Consider the following 2,466-nt stretch of genomic DNA (forward strand, 5'->3'; position numbering starts at 1 on the left):
GGCAACCCGGGCAGCCGTACGCCCACTCCCCCTCCAGAACTGCGACGGCTGCGACCGCGCCTTCCGGGCCCCGGCCCCCGGCCGCTGCCGCGACTGCCGATCCGATCTCTCGGAGGCCGCCTAGCATGAAGGGGACGATCCTTACCCCTGGGCACAGACCACGAGGAGCGAGCGCCATGACCATCGCCTCTGACGACACGCGGCCCGACGCTCACCCCCGTTACCAGGCAATGCGTGAATTCCTTGAGTCGATGGACGACACGCTTCCCGGGAAATTTGAGATCACCAAGGAAGGGATCGTCCACGACATGATGGCGCCCATCGGCCCACATGAGCTGACCACACTGCATCTCCGGAAGCGCCTTGAGAAGCTCATGCCGGAAGAACTGGTCGCTCACACGGGAACACCCGACGTGGAGGCCGAGCCCGAGGGCATCATGCGCCACCCCGACGTCATGGTGATCGCCATGACGGACATGGACGTCCCAGGCTCATTCGACCCTCGTACGCTCATCGCCGCCATCGAAGTCGTCTCCCGCTCCAACCCGGACAACGACTGGGTCGGCAAGATGCGCGACTACGCCCTGCTCGGCATCCCGATCTACGTGATCTTCGATCCACGCACGGGCGAGGGCGCCGTCCTCTCCGACATCCACGCAACCCCGAGCGGCCCCCGCTACGCGACCCGCAAGGACTTCGTCTACGGCGAGGACGTCACCATCGGCGACTGGACGATCTCGACGGAGAACCTGCCGCGCTACGCGGACAAGGAGAAGGTCAAGCCCGAGGGCACCGGCTGACACAGCCCCTGGTCAACGTCAACGCCCCTCCGCCAGCCTCTCCCCCACAGCCCCGTACGCCGGCTTCCGTCCGAAGTCCTCCCCCGTCAACGTCGCCGCACCCTGCCCCGCGAAAACCCCCGGCACCCACGAGTACTTGTCCGTGAACCCCCACACGGTGAAGGACCTGCAGCTCCGCGCCCCCAGGCAGGCATCCAGCAGCCCCCGGAAGTACGTCGCCTGCGTGGCGAGCTTCTCCTCATCCACCGGCAGGATCATCCGTACGTCCACCTCGGTGAAAGCGGTCTGCATTCCCAGCCGTTCGAACCGCGCGAGGTTCCCCGCCACGTCCCCCGGGAAGCCGTACTGGATGGCCAGGTGCCCCTGGATCCCGAAGCCCTGCACCGGAACGCCCTCCGCCCGGAGCCGCTTCGCCAACTCGTAGTAGGCGGTCGACTTCGCGTTGACGCCCTCCACGTTGTAGTCGTTCAGGAAGAGCTTCGCCTTCGGGTCCGCCGCATGCGCCCAGCGGAAGGCGTCGGCGATGTAGGACGGTCCGAGCTTCTGCAGCCAGATCGAGTTCCGCAGCGAACCGTCCTCCTCGAAGACCTCGTTCACCACGTCCCACTGCTGGATCCTGCCCTTGTACCGCTTGACCTCGGTGGTTATGTGCTTCCGGAGGATCCCCCGGAGTTCCCCCGCTCCGATCGAACCGTCCTGCACCCCCGCCGTCAGCCACCCCGGCAACTGGCTGTGCCACACCAGCGTGTGGCCGCGGACGACCTGCCCCCGCTCCCGCGCGAAGCGCACCAACTCGTCCGCCCCCGACCAGTCGTACGTCCCCCGCGTCGGCTCGACGACCTCCCACTTCATGACGTTCTCGGCGGTGACGGAGTTGAACTCCCGCCCGGTCGCCCGCCGATACGTCGTGTCCTCGCCCAGCGCCGCCATGTCCACGGCCGTACCGATCCGCAGGTCGGCACGCTCGGCGAGCGCCCGCAGCGAAACCGGTGACACCTCATCCGCGGCAGCCGTCTGTACGCCCATGACGCCCGTGACCAGCAGCGTCGCGCTCAGCAGCCCGACAAAGGGCATGCGGAAGTACTTCATGTGCGGTCCCCTCCAGTGCTCCAGTGCTCCAGTGCTCCAGTGAGTAAGGCTCAACGAACGCGGTAGCTCTCCAGCGGCCCCAGATACGTCGGCGTCAACCCACCCGTATCGATCACCAGCCGCTGCACCACCACCGTCGGATCGACCATCCAGAACGTCAGCCGGTGCACCCCGGCAGCCCCGATCGTGTGGTGCGTAGACGTGCGATTGACGTTGTCCGATGTGTTGCGGGCCCACTCGATGTCCATCAGCCCGTCATCGGCACCCGTGGCCGCGTGGATGTCGACGATCTGCGGGGCGTCCCCGTCGAACGAGATCCCGTACTTCAGCCCGCCGGTCGGCAAGGTCGGGTTCCGCGGAGACAGGTACGCCCACACCGTGACCGGCCCCGCGGACAGCAGGCTCACCTCGTACTCCAGCCGCGGAGACGATCCCCCCGGCGTCCGTCGAGGAGCCGTCACCGGCCACGGCGTCACCCCCGCCCCCGTACGCCCGATCCCGTCGATACGCCGCCACGTCCCCACCGAACGCGCAAAGTGCTCGGCATCGACGGCCACGTACCCACCCGCCTCGACGA

At 67.5% G+C, this 2,466-nt stretch carries 2 protein-coding genes and 2 pseudogenes; 2 read left to right on the plus strand and 2 right to left on the minus strand.

Annotation, left to right across the window (positions count from 1 at the left end; all coding sequences use genetic code 11):
• Together AOK17_RS52990 and AOK17_RS43455 are read left to right on the plus strand one after the other, a co-directional pair.
• A pseudogene (locus tag AOK17_RS52990) lies at positions 1-124 on the plus strand (helix-turn-helix domain-containing protein); the annotation flags it as partial.
• 52 nt (positions 125-176) lie between these two features.
• The gene (locus AOK17_RS43455; protein ID WP_055618168.1) at positions 177-800 is read left to right on the plus strand and encodes a Uma2 family endonuclease; all 624 of its coding nucleotides are present in this window, start codon (positions 177-179) and stop codon (positions 798-800) included.
• Positions 801-818: 18 nt separating this feature from the next.
• Here the strand turns inward: AOK17_RS43455 and AOK17_RS43460 are convergent, their stop codons facing one another.
• Positions 819-1,889: an endo-1,4-beta-xylanase gene (locus AOK17_RS43460; RefSeq protein ID WP_055618169.1), complete on the minus strand. Its 1,071-nt coding sequence runs from the start codon at positions 1,887-1,889 to the stop codon at positions 819-821.
• Between the two features lie 50 nt (positions 1,890-1,939).
• A pseudogene (locus AOK17_RS43465) lies at positions 1,940-2,466 on the minus strand (glycosyl hydrolase 115 family protein); the annotation flags it as partial.

The sequence above is a fragment of the Streptomyces phaeochromogenes genome, from assembly GCF_001418655.1.
Lineage (GTDB): Bacteria > Actinomycetota > Actinomycetes > Streptomycetales > Streptomycetaceae > Streptomyces > Streptomyces phaeochromogenes.